The sequence below is a fragment of the Paenibacillus sp. FSL R7-0026 genome (assembly GCF_038004485.1).
GTDB classification, from domain to species: domain Bacteria; phylum Bacillota; class Bacilli; order Paenibacillales; family Paenibacillaceae; genus Paenibacillus; species Paenibacillus xylanexedens_A.
Genome location: NZ_JBBORG010000001.1, coordinates 1569372 through 1593545 on the forward strand (window position 1 = coordinate 1569372; position 24174 = coordinate 1593545).

Annotated in this window: 22 protein-coding genes; 17 read left to right on the top strand and 5 right to left on the bottom strand. The window is 45.8% G+C overall.

The genetic code is table 11. From position 1 onward, the window contains the following. Positions 1 to 41: 41 nt before the first annotated feature. The 4 genes from MKY44_RS07145 to MKY44_RS07160 all read right to left on the bottom strand — a co-directional run bounded on the left by MKY44_RS07145 (position 42) and on the right by MKY44_RS07160 (position 3496). Positions 42 to 947 carry a YitT family protein gene (locus MKY44_RS07145; protein WP_051447155.1) on the bottom strand — a complete coding sequence of 302 codons (906 nt, stop codon included), beginning with the start codon at positions 945 to 947 and terminating at the stop codon, positions 42 to 44. 113 nt (positions 948 to 1060) lie between these two features. Continuing rightward, entirely contained in the window at positions 1061 to 2299 is a 1239-nt protein-coding gene (locus MKY44_RS07150; protein ID WP_036610060.1) for a cation:proton antiporter, read from the bottom strand. Positions 2300 to 2303: 4 nt separating this feature from the next. Beyond that, a complete protein-coding gene (locus tag MKY44_RS07155) occupies positions 2304 to 2798 on the bottom strand; it encodes a cation:proton antiporter regulatory subunit (protein ID WP_036610059.1) in 495 nt (164 codons plus the stop codon). 293 nt (positions 2799 to 3091) lie between these two features. Next, complete coding sequence (locus MKY44_RS07160) at positions 3092 to 3496, bottom strand: hypothetical protein (protein ID WP_051447154.1); 405 nt, start codon at positions 3494 to 3496, stop codon at positions 3092 to 3094. A 180-nt stretch (positions 3497 to 3676) separates the two neighbouring features. Here MKY44_RS07160 and MKY44_RS07165 point away from each other — a divergent pair, with 180 nt between their 5' ends. The 16 genes from MKY44_RS07165 (at position 3677) to MKY44_RS07240 (ending at position 21920) form a co-directional block, all read left to right on the top strand. After that, positions 3677 to 4621 carry a putative sporulation protein YtxC gene (locus tag MKY44_RS07165; RefSeq protein ID WP_341006581.1) on the top strand — a complete coding sequence of 315 codons (945 nt, stop codon included), beginning with the start codon at positions 3677 to 3679 and terminating at the stop codon, positions 4619 to 4621. A 415-nt stretch (positions 4622 to 5036) separates the two neighbouring features. Next, positions 5037 to 6974, top strand: a complete 1938-nt coding sequence (gene thrS, locus MKY44_RS07170; RefSeq protein WP_341006582.1) for a threonine--tRNA ligase — start codon at positions 5037 to 5039, stop codon at positions 6972 to 6974. Between the two features lie 427 nt (positions 6975 to 7401). Next, positions 7402 to 7941, top strand: coding sequence for a 3D domain-containing protein (locus tag MKY44_RS07175; protein WP_081595013.1), 540 nt, complete (start codon positions 7402 to 7404; stop codon positions 7939 to 7941). A 111-nt stretch (positions 7942 to 8052) separates the two neighbouring features. After that, positions 8053 to 8268, top strand: coding sequence for a hypothetical protein (locus tag MKY44_RS07180; protein WP_036610057.1), 216 nt, complete (start codon positions 8053 to 8055; stop codon positions 8266 to 8268). A 198-nt stretch (positions 8269 to 8466) separates the two neighbouring features. Beyond that, on the top strand, positions 8467 to 9495 hold the full coding sequence (liaF, locus tag MKY44_RS07185) for a cell wall-active antibiotics response protein LiaF (protein ID WP_341006584.1): 1029 nt from the start codon (positions 8467 to 8469) through the stop codon (positions 9493 to 9495). A 3-nt stretch (positions 9496 to 9498) separates the two neighbouring features. Then, entirely contained in the window at positions 9499 to 10524 is a 1026-nt protein-coding gene (locus MKY44_RS07190; RefSeq protein ID WP_036669825.1) for a HAMP domain-containing sensor histidine kinase, read from the top strand. Positions 10525 to 10542: 18 nt separating this feature from the next. Further along, on the top strand, positions 10543 to 11205 hold the full coding sequence (locus MKY44_RS07195) for a response regulator (RefSeq protein WP_017689597.1): 663 nt from the start codon (positions 10543 to 10545) through the stop codon (positions 11203 to 11205). 148 nt (positions 11206 to 11353) lie between these two features. After that, on the top strand, positions 11354 to 13018 hold the full coding sequence (locus tag MKY44_RS07200) for a S1C family serine protease (RefSeq protein ID WP_341006585.1): 1665 nt from the start codon (positions 11354 to 11356) through the stop codon (positions 13016 to 13018). Positions 13019 to 13194: 176 nt separating this feature from the next. Then, positions 13195 to 13884 carry a response regulator transcription factor gene (locus tag MKY44_RS07205; RefSeq protein WP_036610048.1) on the top strand — a complete coding sequence of 230 codons (690 nt, stop codon included), beginning with the start codon at positions 13195 to 13197 and terminating at the stop codon, positions 13882 to 13884. 1 nt (position 13885) lies between these two features. Further along, positions 13886 to 15346: a sensor histidine kinase gene (locus MKY44_RS07210; RefSeq protein WP_341006586.1), complete on the top strand. Its 1461-nt coding sequence runs from the start codon at positions 13886 to 13888 to the stop codon at positions 15344 to 15346. A gap of 67 nt (positions 15347 to 15413) precedes the next feature. Then, positions 15414 to 16367 (top strand): 4-hydroxy-3-methylbut-2-enyl diphosphate reductase, encoded by a 954-nt coding sequence (locus MKY44_RS07215; protein WP_091032713.1) that lies wholly within the window; start codon positions 15414 to 15416, stop codon positions 16365 to 16367. 290 nt (positions 16368 to 16657) lie between these two features. Then, a complete protein-coding gene (gene aroF / locus MKY44_RS07220) occupies positions 16658 to 17722 on the top strand; it encodes a 3-deoxy-7-phosphoheptulonate synthase (RefSeq protein WP_036610039.1) in 1065 nt (354 codons plus the stop codon). A 414-nt stretch (positions 17723 to 18136) separates the two neighbouring features. Continuing rightward, entirely contained in the window at positions 18137 to 19561 is a 1425-nt protein-coding gene (glnA, locus tag MKY44_RS07225) for a type I glutamate--ammonia ligase (RefSeq protein WP_062833480.1), read from the top strand. 239 nt (positions 19562 to 19800) lie between these two features. Continuing rightward, positions 19801 to 20889: a 3-phosphoserine/phosphohydroxythreonine transaminase gene (serC, locus tag MKY44_RS07230; protein ID WP_074094319.1), complete on the top strand. Its 1089-nt coding sequence runs from the start codon at positions 19801 to 19803 to the stop codon at positions 20887 to 20889. Positions 20890 to 21030: 141 nt separating this feature from the next. After that, positions 21031 to 21498, top strand: coding sequence for a tRNA (uridine(34)/cytosine(34)/5-carboxymethylaminomethyluridine(34)-2'-O)-methyltransferase TrmL (gene trmL, locus MKY44_RS07235; protein WP_211081130.1), 468 nt, complete (start codon positions 21031 to 21033; stop codon positions 21496 to 21498). A gap of 167 nt (positions 21499 to 21665) precedes the next feature. Further along, complete coding sequence (locus MKY44_RS07240) at positions 21666 to 21920, top strand: AbrB/MazE/SpoVT family DNA-binding domain-containing protein (protein WP_036610032.1); 255 nt, start codon at positions 21666 to 21668, stop codon at positions 21918 to 21920. A gap of 90 nt (positions 21921 to 22010) precedes the next feature. Here the strand turns inward: MKY44_RS07240 and MKY44_RS07245 are convergent, their stop codons facing one another. Further along, positions 22011 to 22928: a serine hydrolase domain-containing protein gene (locus MKY44_RS07245; protein WP_341006587.1), complete on the bottom strand. Its 918-nt coding sequence runs from the start codon at positions 22926 to 22928 to the stop codon at positions 22011 to 22013. Between the two features lie 473 nt (positions 22929 to 23401). Between MKY44_RS07245 and MKY44_RS07250 the strand changes: the two genes are divergently transcribed. Beyond that, the gene (locus MKY44_RS07250) at positions 23402 to 24166 is read left to right on the top strand and encodes an alpha/beta hydrolase (protein ID WP_341006589.1); all 765 of its coding nucleotides are present in this window, start codon (positions 23402 to 23404) and stop codon (positions 24164 to 24166) included. Positions 24167 to 24174: the final 8 nt, after the last annotated feature.

The following is a 24174-nucleotide window of genomic DNA, read 5'->3' on the forward strand; positions in this document are numbered from 1 at the left end:
TTGGACAATACTGTCCATCCATAGGGGAAGAGAGCGTTTTTTTATTTTTCCGGATTTGTCACAATACCCGCATGTGGATCTATGTGACGTACAATGGACTTCAACCAGATCATCTCCAGCACATGTACCTCATAATAAAGTGCACCCGGGATTTGCCTGATCCATCCTTCCGCCATCGCGAGTTGTGTTGAGTCAGAAGTGGCTTCCAGAATTCCAGGTTCACGGCGAAGCCGTTTGCGTACAGCTTTTTCAACTTGAGAGCTTTGTGTGGTCAAAATGCATACTTTGCGTTTGGAAGAGAAACCCCTGAACGCAATGTACACCATTTCATAAGCAATAAGGTAGGCGATTACGGAATACATCGCTTGGTCCCAGCCAAAGACAACACCAGCGGCTGTCAGTATCAACAAGTTAAGCAGCATGATTATTTTTTCGATAAGCATCCGTTTTCCGCTAAATACACGTTCAGGTGGGCGGGAAGACGGATCACCGATTTCCAGCGTATCCAGTGTCCCGCCATACCGCACGACGAGCCCAATTCCGAGTCCGAGGCATAATCCGCCAAACATGGCGGCAGCCAGCGGATGCTCTACAAGTGGCGGCATGGGATGAAGCACAATGGCACCGATCGAAAAGACAACCAGACCTAGAACAGTAACCAGTACAAATTTCTTCTGCACAATCTTGTAAGACAGAAATATAAACGGAACATTGAATAAAAATAGGAACAATCCAATCCTCATTTCGGTCCAGTGGGCGAAGAGTGAGGAAATGCCTGTAATGCCTCCAATAATAATCTTATTGGGGTGTAAGAACAATTCAAGTCCCACGGAGGCCAGAATTCCGCCCGCAATAACGAGAAACAGGTTTAACCAGCGGCGGGTAGATGATATCCTGGTCTTGGCGGTGTTTGGCACCGGATTAGCCGATATCAGAGGTGCTTTCATAGGTCATCCTCCTTAGTGCGGCTTTCGAGCCATTCTCCCTGGGTTAGTCACAGAAAGATCGGCGTAAGAGCCGCGAAGTACGTTAGTATGTCTGTTCTGTACAGACATAGGTGTTATCCTTCTTTCTGCAGCACCTTTGGTTCTTCTTTCTTTTTCCGAGGATCTTTGAACTTGAATATTTTATCCAATAAACGGAATACATGTTTGGACTCTTTGGTTAATAAAGGACCCAGAATGGCCAGAATTAGGACATACAGCGCGGCAAACGGTTGAATCATTGGCAGCAGTCCCCCGGCCTTTCCCATGTTGGCCAAGATGATGGAGAACTCACCCCGTGACACAATGGTTAATCCGATATTCGCCGATGCTTTGGGTGATAGTCCTGCACTGCGCCCGGCCAGCATACCCGCCAGGAAGTTACCGAACAATGTAATAACAACTGCAATCAGAGCTAACCATACGGCATCGCCACCCAAGGACAACGGATCAATGGACAATCCAAAGCTGAAGAAGAAGATTGCTCCGAAGAAGTCACGGAACGGTAGAATCAAGTGCTCAATCCGTTTCGCGTGTTCTGTTTCAGCAAGCACCAGACCAACCAGTAATGCACCAATTGCTTCGGCAACATGAATAGTTTCAGAGAAACCAGCTACCAGGAACAAGGCTCCAAATACAACGAGAGAGAATAGCTCATTCGATCGAATTTTAAGCAATTTGTTTAGTAGCGGTGTTGCTTTGCGTCCAAGGATAATCACGATAAGCATGAATCCGAGGGCAATAAGTGCAGACATGATGACGCCTCCGATGGAGGATGAATCACTAAGCACAAGTCCGGACAAGATCGAGATATATACAGCGAGGAATACATCTTCGAACATAATAATACCCAATATCATCTCTGTTTCCGGGTTGGCCGTTCGTTTCAAATCAACGAGTACCTTGGCCACAATGGCACTGGAAGAGATGGTAGTTATACCTGCGATAATAAGTGCTTCTGCAACTGGGAAACCGGACACAAAACCGAATATTAATCCCAGCGTAAAGTTAATGCCGATGTAGATCGAGCCGCCAACTGCAATAGAGCGACCCGATTTAATTAAACGACCTACCGAGAATTCAAGTCCAAGGTAGAAGAGAAGGAACAGGATACCGATCCGACCCATAAATTCAATAAAAGGCTGACTCTCAATAAAACGGAAGTCCAGATGCCAGATTTTCATGGCATGTGGCCCAACGGCCATCCCGATCAGAATATAAAATGGAACGACCGAAAATCTTAGTTTTGCCGATAAAAGGCCGGCTGCTGCAATGAGCACAAGGGCCAGACCTACTTCGAATATCAAATGATCCATCTATTTACCCCCTTCCAGTCAGGAGGAGGGATTTAAACAGTTTCTGCTGATTGCGTTCGCCAACGGCTACCACCGTGGATTCTGCACTGATAACTACCTCCGGACCTGGGCTGATATGTTTTTTGTGATTTTTCTCTACAACGGCGATAACCGTTGCCCCAGAGTTTTGACGTACGTCCAATTCACCGATGGATTTACCGATACTTCCGAAGGATGGTTCGATTTTGTACCACTCGATAATCAGGTCGTCAAACGTTACTTCAATATTTTCAAGCTGTTTTGGTTTGTAAGTTAATCCGCCAACAATAGCAGCAATCTGTCGTGCTTCGTAATCGTCAAGTGTGATCATCGAGATGCTTTGATCGGGATCATCATACTCGAAGTGGTACATTTCCCGGCGACCGTCATCGTGAATAATAATGACAATTTTATCACCGCTGCTTGTTTCAATCTGAAATTTTTTGCCGATTCCCGGCAAGTCTGTTTCGCGTACATCCATGGATTGTTGCCTCCTTATAATTAGGGGCTGGCCATAGAAGACAGGCTTATTTCCCGAAAATGATTAATCTGCTGCTCAAGGGAACATCAAAAGATGCGGGTAAACAGAGCCAGAAATTCCTGACACAGCCATATGATTTGAATTTGTCGGTGTGGGTACAACAAAGACAGGTACTGTCATAAACATTGGTTCATCTAACGTGTGCTAAAAGGGTTATAAGTTATGCACAAGCGCACCGTCTTTAATTACAGAGGTGTCTCCATGCAAAAGCAACCTGTAATACGTCGTAACGGCTAGTGAAGAGCGTTCACGTATTTTGGTGCTATAGGGGTGAGGGATACATACATGCTGGTAAACTTAATAGGTAGCAGAAATAATCTGCGTTTAAACAGACAATACCACGGTTTAAAGGACAGACCCGTTGTAGGGATTCGCAGCATCAATAACAATGCGAGGACAAGAAAGACAGGCTTATTATGCGTAACCGCAATCAGCTTGGACATAACTTGTGGATATTTGCGAATGACAGGTTTCTGCTGGGATTCGGGTATTTGCAACAGCACTTCCTTGTTGGAAGTTGCTTCTACAGACACCCCAACGGCAGATTCGGACTGCATCGGAATAGGGAAGCACAAGGCTTGAAAAACGCACAAAATGATAATGATAGTGTAGTGGAGTATTCTAGGTTGTTGTCTCATTTTGGCTTCCCTCCTTTCCCGTGAAACATACTGTTATTAAAATAATAACACATTTTTGTCTTAACTCCAAACCTCTTCATAATATACTGAGAAATCATGACACGCTTTCCATCAATCCGCTTCGTATATCCCCATCGGCCTTGCCATATACTTTGAACAGGAAGGAAAGGAGTGATTCTTGTGGAACTGTTTGCTGTATGGACCGATGTATCGGGGCAAGAGGAAGCGGATCAATTTTATCGTTGTGTCAAGGAAAAAACCAAAGGTTTACATATAAGTAAAAGAGGATTTCGGCTCACCTTCAAACATAATGATGGAAGAGCAACCTGGGTGTGCAGAGGGAATGAGAATCACGAAGACTTCCAGCAATGGCTTCCCCGGATCAGTGATCTGCTCTCCCTTGGACTCGCCGACTTCATTATGGAGACACAAGAACGGAGCATGGTGGAGGATATGATCGCCAAGGCGTGTTCTGTCATGGATGAGCATGAGGTGGAGAAGGTCAATCGAATCTGCATGCCACTTCTATTAAATGGTGATCTGGATCAGCCCGGACTTCGGGAGCGCCGCCGTACTACGTTAGCCAGTGGACTACGGCAGGATTTGGAGGATGTTCACTTTTTTCACCTTGAAGGCATTATCAACTTCCGCATACGGCCATATAAACAGGAGCTTCAGGAATTAGTGGAGTATGCGCTCGATGAGTTCTGGATGGATCGGCAGTATGAAGAGTTTATGGGGTTGTTAAAATATTTTGTGTTTTTTCAAGAAGCCAAAGTACCTCTGATTCATCTTGTACACAAGGGAATGCATGAATTTCAGGTCCTGGATGCTGGACTTAATCTGTTACCCGTGCAAAAGGATGAACAGGTTGTTGTGGAAATGCCGGGTCTGGAACTGGAGATGGATATCGAAGATATGATTGTAAGTACACTCATCTCGATCTCTCCTGAGAAGGTCATGCTTCATACACGCACCCCGGATTTGCCAATCATCTCGACCATATGCCAGATCTTTGAAGACAAAGTGCAAATATGTCATCATTGCCCGGAATGCGAAGTGCTGCGCTCAGGATTGTTGACAGGTCTTGACGCAAGTGATCTCGGCAATTATAATAACTGTTGATCCATGAATTTTTCATGTGAACCATTGAACCAAAAGCGTTGACAAAGACAACAACCACACGCAAGATCGGTGCAGAGAGAGGAACCTAGGCTGAAATTTCCTCCGGATATCACGTATGGTTTACCCCTTTGTAGCTGCAATTTTGAAAGTGGAGTTAGAATATCGCCTTTATTGGGGATTATCCGCGAGTAAGGATCTGCCGGGTCATGCCCGTTATCGTCATGCCAATGAGGGCTGTATTTCCTAATATGGATGAATCAGCTGAATTAGGGTGGAACCACGAGTATATATCACTCGTCCCTTTGCCGGGACGGGTGTTTTTTGCGTTCCTTTGCAAAATGACTGGAATAGCAATAGATAATCAGTCCATAAATATCTGGACACGAAGGTTACATTAACAGGAGGAATGAGACAAATGGCAGTGAACATTAAACTACCGGATGGTTCGGTACGTGAGTATGCGGATGGCAGCAGCATTGAGGACGTAGCCGCTTCAATTAGCAGCGGATTGCGCAAAAATGCCGTAGCCGGCAAGCTGGATGGTATCGTGGTGGACTTGTCCACAACACTTCATGAGGGAGCATTGGTGGAGATCGTAACTCTGGATTCACCAGAAGGACTTGAAGTGATGCGTCATAGTACAGCTCACTTGATGGCTCAAGCAGTGAAACGTTTATATGGTAACAAAGAGGTACGCCTCGGTATCGGCCCTGTCATTGAAGATGGTTTCTACTATGATATGGATCTCGAACATGCGCTCAATCCTGAAGATCTGCAAAAGATCGAGAAGGAAATGGAACGTATTGTGAACGAGAACTTGCCAATTGTACGTAAGGAAGTTAGCCGCGAGGACGCGATCAAAACGTTCGAAGAAGTGGGCGATCCTTACAAACTTGAGTTGATTCGTGATTTGCCAGCGGACAGCGTGATTACGATTTATGAGCAAGGTGAATTCTTCGACTTGTGTCGTGGCCCTCACGTACCATCAACTAGCAAAATCAAAGTGTTCAAACTGATGAATGTCGCGGGTGCTTACTGGCGTGGAGATAGCAAAAACAAAATGCTTCAACGTATTTATGGTACGGCTTTTGTGAAAAAAGCACAGCTGGACGAGCATTTGCATTTCCTCGAAGAAGCTCGCAAACGGGATCACCGTAAGCTCGGTAAAGAGCTCGAAATGTTCACATTCTCCCAACTGGTCGGCCAAGGCCTGCCAATCTGGTTACCTAACGGTGCGAAGCTGCGCCGTACTCTGGAGCGTTATATTGTGGATCTGGAAGAAAGCCTGGGATACCAGCATGTATACACACCAGTTCTGGGTAACGTGGAATTGTACAAAACATCTGGACACTGGGAGCACTACCAGGAAGATATGTTCCCGAAAATGGTAATGGATAACGAGGAACTTGTTCTCCGTCCAATGAACTGTCCTCACCATATGATGGTGTACAAGTCCAGCATGCACAGCTACCGTGATCTGCCAATCCGTATTGCAGAGCTTGGTATGATGCACCGTTATGAAATGTCGGGGGCATTAACAGGTCTGCATCGTGTACGTGCAATGACACTGAACGACTCACACATTTTTGCACGGCCGGATCAGATCAAAGAAGAGTTCGCTCGTGTTATCGAGTTGATTCAAACAGTCTATAAGGATTTCGGTATTAACGAATACCGTTTCCGTCTGTCCTATCGTGATCCGCAGGATACCGAGAAATACTTCCAGAACGACGAGATGTGGGAGATGTCCCAACGCATGCTGCGTGAAGTTGTGGAAGAACTTGACCTTCCATTCTATGAAGCTGAAGGTGAAGCGGCGTTTTACGGTCCGAAGCTGGATGTACAGATCAAAACAGCTCTGGGCAAAGAAGAGACATTGTCTACGGTTCAATTGGACTTCCTGTTGCCTGAGCGCTTTGAACTTGAATATGTGGGCGATGACGGACAGAAACATCGTCCAGTCGTTATTCACCGCGGTGTAATTAGTACAATGGAACGTTTCACAGCATTCTTGCTGGAGAACTTTGCAGGAGCTTTCCCATTGTGGTTGTCTCCGGTACAGGCAAAAGTGATCCCGGTATCCGGAAACTTCGACGATTATGCGCGTGAAGTGGAAGCGAAACTGAAACGTGCGGGAATCTCTGCTGAAGCCGATCTGCGGAACGAGAAGCTTGGATATAAAATCCGTGAGGCGCAGCTTGAGAAAATGCCTTATATGTTTGTTGTCGGTGAGAATGAGCGTAATGCAGAAGCCGTATCCGTGCGTAAGCGGGGAGAAGGCGATCTGGGCATGAAACCGGTCGATGAAATTATCGCTCAATTGAAAGAGGAAATTGCAACACGTTTGGTATAAATGAACAAATGATCTATCAGATAACCAGTGCATAAGTTGCGCTGATCACTCTGAATAACGCCTGGATAACATGGGATTGACCTATGTTATTCAGGCGTTTTTTCGTAGTGTTTGCAGTAAAAGTATAGATTAATTGCTTTTTGGAAAACCTTTGCAGTGAGGGGGAGGTTATACAATGAAAAAGCAATTCTCAATTCAAAAGAAACATATACGGGGTTTATTGGTTGGCTGTGTGATGTTCGCCGGGATGATGATTAACCTGAATCAGGCAGATGCCTATACATTTGAAGAGGAAAGTACAGTAGTGCATGTCGAGAGTCAGAGCAGCGGCAGTGAAAGTCTGATGATTGAAGCTTCGAGCAAGTCTGATCATGAATTTCCGGAACAGGTCAGCCATCAATACAGCGATGAGGCCCAGCTGACGACCATGGTGTATATGGCTTTATTGTGGTCACCACAACCAATGGTCATTCCAAGACCTGAGCTTCCAGAAAAACAAGTGGCAGATCCGTCTATGCCGGTGCTTGCTCCGCGTTCAGAACAAATCCTGGGTACACAAAAGGTTACAGCAACGGGGTATACGGCAGGTGTGGAGTCTACAGGAAAAGGACCCAAACATCCTCAATACGGAATTACGTATTCCGGTGTCAAAGTACGTCGTGATAAAGAAACAGTTTCCACAATTGCAGCTGATCCAAAATTATTCCCGATGGGTTCCATTCTGTACATTCCGGGCTATGGTTACGGAATTGTTGCAGATACGGGTTCAGCGATCAAAGGCAATAAAATCGATCTTTATTTCCCGACAACCAAGCAAGTGTACAAAGAGTGGGGCAAAAAGGATGTGGAGGTACAGGTGATCAGGCAAGGCGCTGGAAAGTGTACAGAAAAGATGCTCAGCGAGTTGGCCGATGCGATCGATGTTTACAAATCCGTACCGGACTCCTGGCTGGACAAGGCCATTTAATTTCACACGTGAACATGAATAACTGAAGTGCTCTCTTCACATAATACTGACTGGGGACGAACCCCGCGGTGCAGCAATGCATCGTAAATATGAAGAGAGAGGTGATTCGTTGTGGCTAAAAAATCACAAGGGTACCAAACGCCAAACGAGAAGTACAATGCAGAGTTTGGAGAAGAGAATGCAGCAGCAAAAGTGAAGCAATCCGCACAAAACAAAGTACAAGATAATTTCCAAACACCTGATGAAAAATACAATGCCGAGTTCGGTGTAGAAAACACAGGCCAAACTGGCCAAGGTCAAGGCAAAGCATCAAAATACAAAAAATAATTGAAGATTCATTAATCAAATGATGATTCAGCACCCTGGAGCAGCAGCTCTGGGGTGTTTTACATATGCGAAGTTTTTTACAATAATATCCTCCCATCTCAGTCTCGAGACCGAGATGAATTCCATCTGCCGCCGCTGTTCTCATTATCTTGTCTGAGTTACACTGGATACATAATACAGACAAAGGAGACATGAGCGATGAAACGATCGACGCGTGACCGCTGGTGGGTTGGCATACCTCTTATTGCTATTGGTGCGATGATCTTGTTCAGACAATTGGGATATGACATTGATGTAGGATATATTTTCAGAACATATTGGCCGTTATTTCTAATCTGGTGGGGGGTCAAAGGAATATCCGAGATTCGTCGCAACGGGGGTTACGCCTTTATTGGACCAGTAATTGTACTGGCGATTGGTGGTTACTTTCTTGCCCGTAACCTGGGATGGATTGATTACTCCATGGGGGAGTTCATTCGTTATCTGATCCCGGTTATGCTGATTGGCGGAGGATTATTTGTACTGATTGGGCCACGTCGTCGTGATCGGAAACATCATGACAAGATGCAGCCACCTCCAGCACCTGAGCAACCTTATAAACCGTTGGCTCCGGAGGATCTGGAGATGCCGTCGTCGTTTGACGAACAGTTCGAGAAAACATTTGGCAAACCAAAACAGGAACAGAAGAACGATGCACATGGCCCTCATTTCACAGGATCAGCGGATTCATCATCACAAGGGCATCAATATAAGAAGAAACATCAATCGTATAACTCTAACGATACTGGATATGGAAACCATTATGATGATGGCTACGGAAATGGTTATGGGGATTATGGCAATGGCAATACCATTAACAAATCGGCGTTCATCGGGGATCTGTACATGGGGCAGGAAGTGTTCTCGTTAAAACCAATGAACATCTCGGCTTTTATCGGAGATACCGTAATTGATTTGACCAAAGCACAGATTCCTTATGGGGAGACGAAGATTGTCATTTCTTCATTTATTGGGGATGTGAAAGTATTTGTTCCAGAAGATATGGATCTGGGTGTGACGGTGACGACAAATTCCTTCATTGGAGATATGTCACTGTTGAACCAGAAACGCGGCGGATTCCTGAGTAGTGCCCAGGCTGAAACTGCCCATTACCATGAAGCAAGCAAAAAAGTACGGATTATTGTAAGTGTGTTTATCGGAGACGTCAAAGTGAATAAGGTGGGTTAATGCATGATTCGAACAATTCTCAAGGCCAATAAATGGGAACTGATGATGTATTTTGCGCTAACCGGTCTGATTACGCTGGGCGGATTCTATCTATTGTATGGAGAGGTGTTGATGGGGGCTGGTCGTCAGCGGGCATGGACCTATGTTGCCGTTGTTGTGCTGGCCACCGTTATCACCGGATATATCGCTGCATTACGACTCCAACGCAAGATCGACCTGCTAGATCTCAACATGTTGAAAGTGTCCAAGGGTAATCTGGCGGTGCGCATGCCTGAAGCGGATGACGCTTCGTTTGGTCGTGTCTATCAGGAGTTCAATGTCATGATGGATTCGATTGAGAAAAAGATGAGACTGCTTCAGCGCCTCGGTGAGCAGGAAGTCATTGAGAAGGAGCAAGCCTCGGAGCGGGCTGTGCTTGAAGAGCGCAAACGAATGGCAAGGGACCTCCATGACACGGTTAGCCAGCAGCTGTTTGCCATGCATATGTCGGCTTCGTCCTTACCTCGTCTGCTGGAGATGAATCCTGAACATGGTGGTAAAGTACTGGACCAGTTGATCCAGATGTCACATATTGCACAGCGTCAGATGCGAGGATTGATTGCCCAACTTCGACCGGTGGAGCTGGAAGGGCGTGACCTCACCGCAGCACTGGATAGTTGGTTTCCTGATTATTGCAGGCAGAATGGTCTTAAAGGTGTGAAAGAGCTGGAACTGGATGGCGGAATCTCGGATGCCATTGAGCACCAGCTGTTTCTTGTTATTCAGGAGGCGGTTGCCAATGTTGTGAAGCATGCAGAGGCGGGGGTGGTTAGTCTGTCCATACGGGAGAGTGAACATCAGATCAGCATGAGCATCAGCGATGATGGTCAGGGATTTTTGCAGCAAGCGGAGCGTCCGGGTTCATACGGGTTATCTACCATGCGTGAACGGGCGGAGAAGCTTGGGGGGCAAGTTCAGATTATATCGAAACCGGGAGCGGGAACGACGGTGCGGGTATTGATCCCGAAATTCCCGAACGTTCCTGAGTGAACCAGAGGGGGAGACGGAATGAGTGGTAAAGTAAACGTGATGATTGTGGATGACCATGATATGGTGCGCATGGGGTTGAAAACATATCTGATGCTGGAACCTACTTTTCATGTGATGGGAGAAGCGGGCCACGGGCAGGATGCGCTTGATCAGTTACGTAAGTTAAATGATAGTGAAATGCCGGACCTGATTCTAATGGATCTGATGATGCCTGTAATGAATGGCGCTGAAGCAACAAAAGCCATCATGACTGAATTTCCAGGGATGAAAATTGTGATGCTCACCAGTTTCCTGGAGGATGATCTGGTTGTGCAAGCGATTGAAGCGGGTGCGGTAAGTTATGTACTCAAGACAGTCTCTGCTGAAGAACTGATCTATGCTCTGCAAGGGGCCTATAGAGGTATGCCTGTTATGACAGGTGATGTGTCGCAGGCGTTAACCCGGGGAATCAGACAACGTACAGCGAGAGAGAGTGAATCGGGTCTGACTGAACGGGAGAAGGAAGTGCTGCTGCTTATTGCAGAGGGAAAGACCAACAAAGACATTGGAGAAGAATTACATATCAGTATCAAAACCGTCAAAACACATGTGAGCAACCTGCTGATGAAATGTGAGATGGATGATCGTACACAATTGGCCATCTATGCGCATCGTCAGGGTTGGGTGAAAACGAAAGGGTAAAATGCTGTCATGACGGGGAAAAGAGTCTATTCTTACGTGCTTTTATCTCCTTTTTAATTGTTTTTAAGGTACGGTTAAGGTTTAAAGTACAAAATAAGGACAGTTAAAGAATATCTCTTGGGAATAAGAGATTGGGAGGTAGAGAGGCATGGACGAACGCAACTATAGATCGAACCGTCAAGACGAGGAAAACGAAACCAAACAAACGGAGAATCGCAATTCTTCCGGAACGGACGAATCCTCCTATTATTATTCTTATGGACCTTTTCAGTCCGTGAATCAGGAAGATACAGCAAATCACATGGGAAGCACTAATCAGCGTGAAGAAGGAAATGTAGAGATTACAAAACCTGATCCGGTGAGACCCGTACCTACTTACTATAATAGTGAATCATCTGAACAAGCGAAAAGATCATCAGCAGGCGGCGGAAATGGCTCAGGTAACGGTGGAGATCAAGGAAATGGCGGCAAAGGCAACTGGAACTATAATAACCGCAAGCCACGTTCTTCCGTAAGATCACTTCTATTTTCCTTTATTGCCGGCATGCTGGTCATCACCGTTCTGATGTACACAGCTGATAGAACAAACATGTTCACACCGGAGACGGCACTGACGAACACGGACAATCAAAGTTCAGGACAGGAAGCATCCACAAACACAGGCGGAGGCAACAATGTCACAGCGTCGTTACTGCCAACAGGCAAAGAAGATGTGTCTTCCGTAGTAACAAGTACAAGTCCGGCTGTCGTCAAAATCGAAACACTCGCGAAGCAGTCCTCACGTACAGGATTGGGTCAGGGTGGATCAAATACAAGTGATCCGTTGTACCAATACTTTTTTGGTAATGGCGGCGGAACAGAAGGCAATCAAGGCCAAAGTCAACAACCACAAAGCAGTAATCAGCTTGTGCCGATGGGCATTGGTTCCGGGTTCATTTTTGACAAAGAAGGATATATCCTGACGAATCAACACGTTGTTCAGGGTGCAGACGTGATCCAGGTAACCCTGGAGAACAACAGCAAGCCTTATGAAGCTAAATTGCTGGGAAGCAGCTTTGATCTGGATTTGGCTGTATTGAAAATTGAGAAAAACAGTGGTGACGATGCGTTCCCTGTAGCTCCACTGGGTGATTCCAACAGTACTCAAGTCGGTGAATGGCTTGTAGCTATTGGTAACCCGGAAGGGTTTGAACACACCGTTACAGCAGGTGTACTGAGTGCCAAAGAACGTACGATCAGCATTCCAGATGAAGAAACAGGAAAAACACGTGAGTACAGCCATTTGCTGCAAACAGATGCTTCGATTAATCCGGGTAACTCCGGTGGTCCGTTGCTTAACCTGAATGGGGAAGTTATTGGAATGAACGTTGCAGTAAGCGCAGATGCACAGGGTATTGGTTTTGCAATCCCGTCGAGCGTCATTTCTGAAGCTGTTAAATATCTTAAAGAAAACAAAGAAGTTCCCAAAGAGCCAGTACCCTTTATCGGTGCGTCTCTGATGGCTCTCACGCCTGAAGTTGCTAAACAAATGGGAACAGACGTTACCGAAGGTTCTGTTGTAGCCAGCACGATCTTCCAATCACCGGCTTACCAAGCAGATCTTCGTGCATATGACATCATCACAGGTGCCAACGGTACGCCGTACGCGACAAGTCAAGATCTGATTGATTTTATCAAGAAACAGGAAATCGGTAGTGAAGTTACACTGAACGTGGTGCGTGATGGTAAGAAGATGGATCTGAAAATCAAAATCGGCAACAAAAATGATTTTGATACTTCACAAACAACAGATACACAACAGCAGCAACCATAAATATCGGGCAAGGATTAACAGAACGGAAGGGTTTGAAGGCCCTTCCGTTTTTTTTGCCCTGATGAAGCAGAGTTACAATGGACCAGGACGGATTGGAGACGCCTACTTGAAGATGCAGATTGTGCTTCTGCCTGTTACAATGGGATAAAACGTTAGGATAAAGGAGAAAGACCACCATGCGCTCAACTATTTTGATTGTGGATGATGACGAAAAAATTGTATCCATGCTCCGCCGGGGGCTGGCTTTTGAGGGATATGAGGTACAGACGGCTTCCAATGGAGCCGAAGGCCTCAGCAAACTGATGGACAAGGAGCCGGACATCGTTGTGCTGGATGTGATGATGCCACAGATTGACGGATTTGAGGTATGTCGCAGATTGAGAGAAGCAGGCAGTAAAGTGCCTGTGCTGATGCTGACGGCCAAGGATGAAGTACAGAGCCGGGTGACCGGACTGGACACAGGAGCCGATGACTACCTTGTAAAACCTTTTGCGCTGGAAGAATTATTGGCACGTGTCCGTGCATTGTTGCGCCGCAAGTCAGATAGTGCGGGTACGCCGGACAACCGCTTAATGTATGAAGATATCATTTTGGACAATGACTCACGTGAAGTATTGCGAGATGGGCAGCGTCTGGAGCTGACTGCCAAAGAATTCGAACTGTTGAATCTGTTCATGCAAAATCCAAGACGGGTACTGTCCCGTGATCTGATTATGGATAAAATCTGGGGTTATGATTACAGCGGTGAGTCTAACGTGCTCGAAGTGTACATTGCCATGCTCAGACAGAAGACCGAAGAATACGGTGGCAAGCGTCTAATCCAGACCATCCGGGGAGCCGGCTATATCCTGAGAGGTGACTCCTGATATGTCCATCCGGTTAAGACTAACCGCATGGTATTCTGGCATTTTGGCGGCTGTTCTTATCTTTTGGGGCGTTGTAATCTATGCCTTTGTGTATTTTAACTCCTATCAGGAAGTCGAACAGCAATTGAAGGTGAAGAGTACCCGGATTACGGAGCAGATCGGTGTTAATCCTCTTTCGCAGTCGTTGGATCTGGACCCATTTACAGAGAGTCAGCTTCAGGAGGCTCAAATCTATATTCAACTCTGGGATTATCAGAGTCGCTCAGGCAGAATTTCGGGTAATATGGAGAAACTGCAGATTCAGTTTCCGGTATTAAAAGCCAATGAGATACTTAAAGAGCGAGGCATATCCAAGATCTATGTGGATGGAACGCCGTTTCTGGTGAATCAGCTTCCCCTTTCTCTTCAGGGTACCAATGAAGTACGTGGAATTCTTCAGGTTGGTGCGAATGTAAGTTCACAGGAGCGATTGCTGGAGGCTTTGCTTAATATTTTGGTTTTTGGCTGGCTGGTAGCGATGGCCCTCGCTATTACCTCAGGTCTGGTCTTGGCTCGCAAGTCGATGCGTCCGCTCGTGACTGTCATTGATGCCGCCAATCAGATTCAATCTGGAGATGACTTAAGTGTACGTATTCAATATGCTGGGCCGAAGGATGAGATCGGGCGTCTGATTGAAACGGTGAATAATATGCTTGAACGTACAGAATTGTCATTCCGTGGTTTGGAGGAGACGAATGCTGCCCAGCGCCGCTTTGTATCCGATGCATCGCATGAACTGCGTACGCCGCTGACCACCATTCGCGGGAACGTAGACTTCTTGAAGAAGCTGTGGGATCAGGAGGGAACCGACCGACCGAATCTGGATGAGGAGACTGTCAAACAAATGTCGCTGGAAGCCATTGAAGATATGGCGGACGAGGGAAAACGTATGAGCAGGCTGATCAGCGACATGTTATCGCTGGCGAGAGCGGATACGGGGCAGAAAATTGAACTAAATCCGATCCCGCTGCAGATTCTCGTACAGGAAGTGGCACGCAGAGCACAATTTCTGGATCGTCATGCAGACTGGCTTCCAGGAGATTTCTCCATCCTGAACGGCATTTATGTGAATGGTAGCAAGGACTATCTGCAACAGATGCTGTTTATTTTCATCGAAAATGCGTTTAAATACACACCTGAAGGCTCTGTGACGCTGGATGCCGTATTATACAAGGGCCAGGTGGGACTACGCATCAGCGACACCGGTATTGGGATGGATCGGGACGAAGTGCCGTTCATCTTTGATCGCTTCTATCGGGCAGATGAATCCCGCGGGGCTACACCTGGCATCGGTCTGGGACTTTCGATTGCAAAGTGGATTATTGAGGAACACCATGGATCGGTTGAGGTTGTGACCAGACGTGGAGAAGGAACCACCTTTATTATCTGGTTGCCGGTTGTCTTTGCTCCGCCTATCGAATAAAGGTATAATAGACAGGACTGCAATTACATCGGCAACGTTGCCGAGAAAGAAAGCGGGTGGCAACCAAGTGGAAGTACTGCGAATTTCGCCGCGTGGATATTGTTACGGCGTTGTGGATGCGATGGTGCTCGCGCGTCAAGCGGCACGCAATCTGGATTTACCACGACCTATTTATATATTGGGTATGATTGTGCATAACCAACATGTGACGGATTCCTTTGAAGATGAAGGTATTATTACATTGGATGGTCCGAACCGGATGGATATTTTGAGCCAAGTGGAGAGTGGCACGATTATTTTCACAGCTCATGGTGTATCTCCTGAAGTGCGCAAGTTGGCACGGGACAAAGGATTGACAACAGTGGATGCAACATGCCCTGATGTTACCAAGACACATGATCTCATTCGGGAGAAGACGGCAGAGGGTTATCAGATCATCTATATCGGCAAAAAGAATCACCCTGAACCAGAAGGTGCCGTAGGTGTTGCACCAGATCTCGTTCACCTGATCGAGAAGGAAGAAGAGATCGAAGAACTGAATGTATCTCCAGGCAAAATCCTTATTACGAATCAGACAACGATGAGCCAGTGGGATATCAAACACATTATGAGCCGTCTGCTGGAGAAGTTTCCGGGCGCAGAGATTCATAATGAGATTTGCCTCGCAACTCAGGTTCGTCAGGAAGCTGTCGCGGAACAGGCGGGTCAAGCGGACCTGGTTATCGTGGTGGGTGATCCTCGCAGCAATAACTCTAACCGTCTGGCACAAGTGTCGGAGGAGATTGCGGGTGTTACGGCCTACCGTGTATCCGATGTTTCCGAGATTCAGCAAGAATGGCTGAAAGGTGTAAATAAGGTTGCGGTTACTTCGGGTGCATCAACACCAACACCGATTACGAAGGAAGTCATCCTATACCTGGAGCAGTATGAACATGACAAGCCGGAGACGTGGGAGATCAAACGTACCGTGAACATGAGCAAACTGTTGCCTCCAGTTAGAGAAAAAACACGTACACCTTAGGGCAAAGGAAATGTAAAAGTAAGTCTAAGTGTATGTGAAATAAAAACGAGATGTGAATGAGAAGAATCCTGTTATGCAGATCCGAATGTCGGAGCCTGTGGAGCAGGATTCTTTTTGTATATGGATAAGGAATGTGTACCTTGACGCAATCAGATAACTATGGTATATTCACTTTAACGGATAAAAGCTTAAAAGCGAACAAGCGTTTAAGCGTGACAGAGTTTTTATATTTAATCAGACGCACGTTAAGAAATGATTGTGCTCTCATACAAGGAAGGATGGGAATTAATATGATCGTTATTGCAGGCAAGGCTACACCGGAGGAACAGATTCAGGATATCGTTGCAGTTATTGAAAAAGAAGGGCTTCAGGTGCATATCTCTCGCGGAGAGGATCGTACTATCATTGGTTTGATTGGTAAAGTTGAACCTAAAATGCAAGAGCATCTTCGCCAAATGAAAGGTGTCGAGAATGTCGTTAAGATCTCGAAGTCTTACAAGTTGGCAAGCCGCGACTTCCATCCGGAAGATACGGTGATCTCCATCAAAGGTGTAGATATCGGCGGAAAAGAACTTGTTGTCATGGGCGGACCATGTGCGGTTGAATCCGCTGCACAGATTGATGAGATTGCCGGGCTTGTGAAAGCTGCTGGTGGGCAAGTGTTACGTGGTGGAGCATTTAAGCCGCGTACGGGTCCTTACAGCTTCCAGGGAACGGGCGTAGAGGGATTGATCATGATGGCGGAAGCAGGCAAGAAACATGATCTGCTGACCATTACAGAAGTCATGACACCTGAGTATGTGGATATTTGCGCCGAGTACGCAGATATTCTGCAAGTAGGTACACGTAACATGCAGAACTTTGACCTGCTCCGCAAATTGGGCGAGTGTGGCAAACCGGTATTGTTGAAACGTGGCTTCAGTGCGACATACGATGAATTGTTGAATGCGGCTGAATACATTCTTGCGGGTGGTAACCCAAATGTTATGCTGTGTGAACGTGGTATTCGTACGTTTGAATCCTACACACGGAATACGCTGGATCTGTCAGCAATCCCTGTTCTGCAGTCTCTGAGCCATTTGCCGGTTATTTCTGACCCGAGCCATGGTACTGGACGACGTGAACTGGTGGAACCGATGACAAAAGCTTCCGTTGCTGCGGGTGCCAATGGCCTGATCATTGAAATGCATACCGATCCGGATAACTCCATGACAGGAGATGGTGTGCAATCCTTGTTCCCTGACCAATTCGCTAACCTATTGCAGGATCTGGAGAAATTGGCACCAATCGTGGGTAAATCATTCAGCACAGCCAAACAACCGGCAGAATTTTTCCCGGCACGTGTAGGCGTGTAATAAAAATTTCTATAGTCAAGGTCTGGATCATCATCCGGGCATCTCCTCTGATCTCGTTCATTGCAACGGAATCAGATAGATGCTCGGTTTTTTGCATATTTTGCAGTTTTGAACGTATTTATTAATCAATAGTGATAAGAAACATTTATGATGTGAAGTTTTTCCCATGATTTAGGTTAAAATAGGGGTCGCTTTACCGCATTAAACCAGTTAAATGTATATGAAAATAGTTGTTATATGAATTTATGTTATTTATAAAGTGTGAGTATATCTAACATCCCTTCAAAAAATACCTTACATAAGTATTGACGATGTCATGTTTTAAAATTTATAATGACGACAGAAAAAAATTCGAATTTAGACATTTTCTTAGTGGGGTTGTTTAATGTTCGGAATATTTGGGAGGACGAATACATGTCGGTTGAAAACGTATTGAAATCAATTCAAGAGAACAACATCGAGTGGGTAGATTTTCGTTTTGTAGATTTAGCTGGTCGTGCACATCACATCTCGTTGCCAGCTTCGGCTGTTGATGCAGACACGTTCGTAAATGGAGTAGCTTTTGACGGTTCTTCTATCCAAGGTTTCCGCGGAATTGAAGAGTCCGATATGGTTATGATGCCAGACCCTGAAGCGACTTATGTCGATCCGTTCACTGCACACCCTACATTGAATGTTATGTGTGATATCTTCACTCCGGATGGCGAGCGTTATGAGCGTGACCCACGCAGCATCGCTGTTAAAGCAGAAGCATATTTGCAAGAAAGCGGTGTAGGTACAGCGGCATTCTTCGCACCTGAATCCGAGTTCTTCATCTTCGACGATGTACGTTATGAGAGCGGCACGAACAGCTCTTCCTACTTCGTAGATTCCGAAGAAGCTTCATGGAACACCAACCGCAAAGAAGAAGGCGGAAACCTGGGCTTCAAAGTTCGCACTAAAGGTGGATATGTTCCAGTAGCGCCAGTGGATACACAACAAGATATTCGTAGCGAAATGTGTCGCCTTTTGGAAGAAGCAGGCCTGTCGATCGAGCGTCATCACCATGAAGTGGCGACAGCAGGTCAAGCCGAAATCAACTTCCGTTTTGATACATTGAAGAAAACAGCAGATAACCTGCTTGCATACAAATACATCGTGCACAACACTGCACGTCAATATGGTAAAGTAGCAACATTCATGCCAAAACCATTGTTCGGTGATAATGGTAGCGGAATGCACGTTCACCAATCCATCTTTGATGGCGATTCCCCATTGTTCTATGACAAAGCGGGATATGCTAACCTGAGTGAAATGGCTCTGCACTACATCGGAGGTATCTTGTACCATGCTCCGGCACTGATCGCTTTGACTAACCCTAGTACAAACTCATTCAAACGTCTTGTACCTGGTTACGAAGCACCAGTTAACCTGGTTTACTCCAAAGGTAACCGTTCCGCAGCAGTTCGTATTCCGGTTGCAGCTGTGACACCAAAAGGTTGTCGTATCGAGTTCCGTACACCAGACTCCACAGCTAACCCATACTTGGCATTCTCCGCAATGTTGATGGCTGGTCTGGATGGAATCAAGCGCAAAATCAACCCAACTGAGCTTGGATATGGTCCGCTCGACAAAAACATCTATGACCTGTCTGATGCAGATAAAGAAAACATCCGCAGTGTGCCAGCTTCCCTCGAAGAAGCACTTGATGCATTGGCAGCTGATAACGAGTTCTTGACTGAAGGCGGCGTATTCACAAAAGAATTCATTGAAAACTACATCAACCTCAAACGTGATGAAGCGAAAGCAGTAGCGATCCGCATTCATCCGCACGAGTACAGCCTTTACTTCGACTGCTAATCGGTCGGGGTCGGAACAGTTCTTGTTCCAACTTAAAGCCTCCGGGACACGCTCTCGGAGGCTTTTCCTTGAATTAAACAATGTAGTGCTTTAACTTTGCAGGGTGATAAAGGAATTTGATGACCTGAATTCAACACTTCAGTGCATATTGCCCTTGAAGCAGATAGAGAATACTGATATCATAGCGATAATATTCACTTTGTATGTCAGAGTTACGGATGGAAAGGGCGGGGGATTTTGTGACAAAAAGAGCGTATAACTTTAATGCAGGACCTGCGGCGTTACCACTTGAGGTACTGGAGCGTGCACAGGCGGAATTTGTAGATTTTCGTAATACAGGCATGTCGATTATGGAGATGTCTCACCGTGGAGCGGTGTATGAGTCTGTACATAATGAAGCTCAGGAGCGGTTGTTGTCGCTTCTAGGCAATCCAAAAGGATACAAGGTTCTCTTTCTGCAGGGCGGTGCAAGCACTCAGTTCGCGATGTTGCCAATGAACCTGCTTGGGGCAGGGCAGACTGCAAGTTACGTGATGACTGGCAGCTGGGCGAAGAAGGCTCTGTCTGAGGCGAAGTTGATCGGCGAGACACATGTTGCTGCATCTTCGGAAGCAGAGAAGTTTATGAAATTGCCGGATGTTTCGAATCTGAGTTTGCCTGAACGTACGGCTTATGTGCATCTGACTTCCAACGAAACGATTGAAGGTACGCAATTCAAGTCGTTCCCGGATACCGGTTCAGTACCTCTGATTGCGGACATGTCGAGTGATATTTTCTGTAAACCATTTGATCTTAATCAGTTTGGCATGATCTACGCGGGTGCACAGAAGAACCTGGGTCCATCCGGAATTACGGTTGTAATTGCTCGTGAGGAACTGGTGAGCGAATCGCCTAAAACGATTCCAACCATGCTTCGTTACAGCACACATGTAGATAACAACTCCCTGTACAATACGCCGCCATCCTTCTCGGTATATATGGTGAATGAAGTATTGAAATGGATTGAAGAACAGGGCGGACTGGCTGGTATTGAGCAAAAAAATACGAAAAAAGCGGAATTGCTCTATAACACAATTGATGCTTCCGGTGATTTCTACCGTGGTTGTGTTGAACAAGAAGATCGTTCCCTCATGAATGTAACTTTCCGTCTTGCTTCTGAAGAACTGGAGAAAAAGTTCATCAAGGCTTCGGAGGAAGAAGGATTTGTAGGTCTGAAAGGACATCGCAGTGTGGGTGGTCTCCGTGCCTCTATTTATAATGCTGCTCCTTATGAGAGTGTTAAGGCACTGACAGACTTCATGAGCCACTTCCAGAAGACAAATGGATAATTAAAGTATAGGTACGGTGTAATGGACCTTTGTGTCTAATCCTGTGCCTTACCAGAGCCTTCCACATTGACGTGTGGAGGGCTTTTCTTTAAGATTAGAGGGTTGTCGTCAACATGAAAATGAAAAGGAGATTGAACACATATGGCTTTACACATCGTTCTGGTTGAACCAGAAATTCCGGCGAACACAGGCAATATTTCGCGTACTTGTGCGGCAACCGGTACCCATCTGCATCTCGTACGCCCACTTGGATTTCGAACAGATGATGCTACATTGAAACGTGCAGGGCTGGACTACTGGCATGCCGTTCATATTGAATACCACGATTCATTTGCTGAGGTTCAGGAAAAATATTCGGAAGGTCGTTTCTTCTACGCAACTACGAAGGCCAAGAACCGATACAGTGATTTTAATTTTCAGGATGGAGATTTCCTCGTTTTTGGTAAAGAGACTAAAGGCCTGCCACCTGAATTAATTGCTGCGAATCCCGATACATGCATGAAAATGCCAATGACTGGTGACGTTAGATCATTAAATCTGTCCAATTCGGCAGCAATTATTGTATATGAAGCGTTGCGCCAGCTCAATTTCCCCGGGTTAGAAGGATAAATTTAGGTTATAAATGACGGCTAGAATTCGGTAAAAAAACATTTTTCAAAAAAAAGGACAAAAAATGTTTATTTCCAGCAGGATTCGACAAAATCTTGGCGAATCTATAAACATAGTACAAATGTACCTAGAAATTTAGAGTAAGATAGGAGAGGTGTGCCGTAGCTATGAAGCCAGCTGGAGTAGTTCGCAAAGTTGACCAATTAGGTAGGATCGTATTGCCTAAATCTTTGCGTAAAAGGTATCAAATGAATGAGGGAGATCCTGTAGAGATCTTAGTACAAGGGGACCATATTATCTTGGAGAGATATCGTCCAAAATGTATTTTCTGCGGATCCATCGAGGAAGTCAACGAGTTCAAAGAGCGTTACATATGCGCACAATGTTTAGATGAAATGACTCAGCTTCCACAACACGGATAAGAAATAACGTCATGGGGTCCATTGACCCCGTGGCGTTTTTTTGTTTTATTATCAATTGGATGGCATAATTGCAGATTGAAAAAAGATAGACTATCCCTTGGTGTAGAGGGGTAATACCTCATTCCATACGGCATTCAAGATGCCTTGCATATTTTCTTCCTCACTATTAATACATATGACAGCTTCCTTTGAGGGAATTACGATACACAACTGACCATAGGCGCCATCGGCGCGGTAAGCGTCATGAGAACACATCCAGAACTGATACCCGTAACCTTTTCCCCAATCACCGTCTCCAGTCGTTTCGATCTGCGGGGACGTAGCCTGTCGAATCCAATCTGCAGGTACAAGCTGTCTGCCTTCCCAAAAGCCCTCCTGCAGCAGTAACTGTCCAAATCGACTCAGTTCCTCATTGCTTATCCAAAGACCTGCACAACCAAGCGTTACGCCGAGTGGAGAGGTTTCCCACTCTACATCATGAATGCCAAGTGGATCAAATAACCGTGGAGTCAGGTAATCTTTCACGGTTTGGCCGGTAGCAGCCTGTAGCATGGCTGAGATCATAAATGTATCCCCACTGCTATATGTAAATTGTTCTCCAGGTACCCGGTCCAGAGGCAGAGACATATAATATTTCGCCCAGTCCTTTTCGGTCAATGAAGCTCGTTCATCAGCCCAAAGAGGGGGAGAGTCATGACCCGAAGACATTCGGAGCAGATCACGTAACTTCAATTCCCGTGGAGATGGGAGATTGTGCTGTGCAATGAGTACATGATCATAAGAGAAATAATCACCAAGTGTCGCATCCAGATGTAACAGACCTTCTTCAAGCGCAAGTCCAACGGCCATACAGGTGAAGGATTTGCTGATGGAATGTTGTACCCTGCGCTGATCCTTATCCCGGTCCCAATGGGCAAGCAGATGCCCTTTTTGTAATATGCGAATGGAAAAAACGTTCAATTGTTGCTCCGTAATCGTATGAATGAAACCTTTGAGTTGCTCAGACATATTAACCTCCCTAATATCAGGTGAAACCTGAGTAAAATCGGTTGGTGAAACGTTTCCGTAATTCGAATGCAAAATCAGAACCCATGTTAGTATAAACCTGGTTTGGTGTCAATTAAAGTTGTAATAGCACTTACTAAATTTTCATTTTTTCGTAATAATAGTGTCTTTGGACGCAAATTTAGACTTAAAAGAGCATTTTTTCGAGAAAAAAACGCGAAATTTGTAAAAAGGTTATTGACAGGATTTACTCATCGGGCTTATGATTTATTCGAAACGATTCGAAGAAATCGCTTCCACATTAAAAGTGTTGTAATGAAGTCCATGTGAATCAACGTTGGCTATGTTTTGAAACGATTCGAGAAAATCGTTTCGATAACCCATCGTAATACAAGGGAATCTACAACAGCCTGCAATCCAACGCCAGAGAAACGAATGAGTAAAGACAGCAGGCGATGATGAGAGGGGTTACATTTATGGCGCATATAACGATCGAAACTGGATCGCCAACCTTATGCATGAATACCAGCATACATGTTGTGTCCAGTGACTCCGGAGAGACTTCAGGCGGTACACTATATCTGTTGCACGGGGCAGGCGATAATGCGAGTACCTGGCAGCGGTTAACCACAATTGAGATGTATGCAGCGCAATATGGCTGTACGATCATTATGCCGGAAGCGAATCGAAGCTATTACACCGATATGGAATACGGCCTGGATTACTTCCACTACATCACTCAGGAGTTACCTGAAATATGCAAGCGTCTGCTCAATCTGAATCCTGATCCGGAGAAAACATACGTCGCCGGTTTATCCATGGGTGGATATGGTGCACTGAAATGTGGACTAACTTATCCAGAGCGATATCGCAAAGTAGTGTCTCTATCCGGCGTAACGGATATCCAGACACGACTCCATGATCCCCATATGCCAGCGACCATGATCAAGGAAATGAAAGCGGTTTTTGGAGAACGTTTACAGGTGAAAGCCGATCAGGATATTTACGCACTGTCGGCCAAGCTGCTGGAACAGGGTGTTGCTTTACCGGATATCCTCAGTTGCTGTGGCGATAGTGACCCCTTCGTAGAGATGAATCGCGACTATGCGAGATACATGCAGGGGACTGCCTTTGATTTTCGGTATGTGGAGACGCCGGGGGCTCATGAATGGAAATTTTGGGAGCACCACCTGAGAACGATGTTTGATTTTCTGTACAACGACAAGACCATAGTAGAGTGAGGAGATGC